This window comes from Ilumatobacter sp. (assembly GCF_041688325.1).
Classification (GTDB): Bacteria; Actinomycetota; Acidimicrobiia; order Acidimicrobiales; family Ilumatobacteraceae; genus Ilumatobacter_A.
Genome location: NZ_JBDNIJ010000217.1, coordinates 1 through 1881 on the forward strand (window position 1 = coordinate 1; position 1881 = coordinate 1881).

Annotated in this window: 3 protein-coding genes; all 3 read left to right on the plus strand. The window is 65.2% G+C overall.

Translation table 11 applies throughout. The features are described 5' to 3' along the window. The coding region (locus ACH2EI_RS12400; protein ID WP_395160244.1) for a glycosyltransferase at positions 1–1305 on the plus strand (1305 nt) is incomplete at its 5' end. A 38-nt stretch (positions 1306–1343) separates the two neighbouring features. After that, on the plus strand, positions 1344–1634 hold the full coding sequence (locus tag ACH2EI_RS12405; RefSeq protein WP_395160246.1) for a hypothetical protein: 291 nt from the start codon (positions 1344–1346) through the stop codon (positions 1632–1634). A gap of 8 nt (positions 1635–1642) precedes the next feature. Further along, a partial coding sequence (locus ACH2EI_RS12410) for a glycosyltransferase (protein ID WP_395160248.1) occupies positions 1643–1881 on the plus strand: 239 nt, incomplete at its 3' end.

Genomic DNA, 1881 nt, shown 5'->3' on the forward strand with positions numbered 1-1881 from the left:
GATGGCGGTGCCAACCACTACTTCGAATGGGCTCGGCTGATCGAGGCAATGGCGAACGGTTGCGTCGTCGTCACCGAACCCGCAACCGGTTTTGCCCCGCTCAAGTCGGGTACACACTTCATCGAGACGACCGACGTCGCGACGACGATTGCCGCACTGCTCGAGGACCCCGAACGGTGCGCCGAAATCAGTCGGGCCGGATCGATTGCGGTCCTCGAAGAACATCCGCTCGTCGACAGCCTCGCCCCGATCCTGGCGGCTATCCCGGCATCTATCCCGGCATCTATCCCGGCAGCTATCCCGGCATCTATCCCGGAGCACAGCGCCAGCTCGCGGTCAGCTACTCGGGGTTCGGTGCCGTCGTACCGCTCGAAGCTGCGCCGGGCACAACAGATCCCGTTGCTGCCCGCCTTCCGCCCGACAACGACCTTCCGTCGGCGTGTCTATGCCGCGCTCCATGATGAGATGTCGTTGCAACGATCGATCGACGCGGCTCGCTGCGCCTACCGTCATGGCGATGCCGAACACGTCGAAGTGATCACGTCGGCGTCCTACGAGAATGCAACGGCGAATGCAACGGCGGACGCAACGCCCGAGGTCAGCGTCATCGTGACGCTCTTTGACTACGCCGCAGTGGTCGGTGAGACACTCGACTCGATTGTCGCGTCGACCGATGTCGACATCGAGATCGTGATCGTCGACGACCATTCCAACGACCATGGCCGTCAGGTGGTCAGCGACTTCATCGCAGCGCACCCCGACACGCCAATCGTGCTGATTGGCGTCGATGCGAACCGTGGGCTTCCAGCGAGCCGGAACCGGGCAATCGAACACGCCCGCGGCGCCAAGATCATGGTGATGGACGCCGACAACCACGTCTACCCGACGTGCCTGCGCCGCCTGGCCGATGCGCTCGATGCCCACCCCGGTGCTGCGTTCTCCTGGTCGATCCTCGAAGAGTTCGGCAAGACCACCGGTTTGCGCAGCGCTACCGGTTGGCACGTGCCCTGGCTGTGTTCGGCCAACCACATCGACGCCCAAGCCATGTTCCGTGCCACGACCTTCGAACAACACGGTGGCTATCGGGTCGACGACGCGCTCGTCTTTGGCTGGGAAGACTGGGAGATGTGGCTCCGACTCGCAGCAGCAGGCGAACGCGGCGTGCATGTCGCTGAGATGCTCGGCCGATACCGCACACAGGAAACCTCCATGCTCGCCACGTCGAACCTGTTCGGCGACCTGATGCTGGGGCACCTCCGCGAGTTGCACCCGACCCTGCCCTGGCCAATCCTGGCCGGGCCGTAAAACCAGCCGCCCTGAGCGCTCGCAGTAGACTTGCGCCGATGTCAGCACCCGATCCCGGCGCGCTCCACACGGAGATCGACCGCCTCCGCACGCTCGTTGGCCCAGACGAGCAGGCGTACGCAGCACTGCGCCACGACCTCCTCGCGGCACGCGACGTCGCCAAGGGCGCCGAAGCCAGCGCTGGCGCGCTGCGCGGTCAAGTCGCTCAGCTGCACGTCGAATTGGCTCGCGCTCGCCAAGACCAAGACCACTTCCAACGGCTTGTGACCAATCGTGCGCAGTCCACCGTCGGTCGGATCACCCGGTCGGTCCGCGCCCGAATCTTCTGAGCAGCACGATGCTTCCGCTCATCTCGGTGCTGACACCGGTCTTTGACCCCGACCCGACCCACTTGGCTGCCTGCCTCCGATCCGTTGAACGCCAGAGCTGGGCGAACTGGGAGCATGTGCTCGTCAACGACGGGTCGACCCGACCCGAGGTGGCGCGCCTCCTCGACGAACATGCAGCCGGTGACCCACGTGTCAAGGTCGTGCATCGCGCCGCGCAGGGCGGCATCGTCGCCGCCAGCTCCGACGC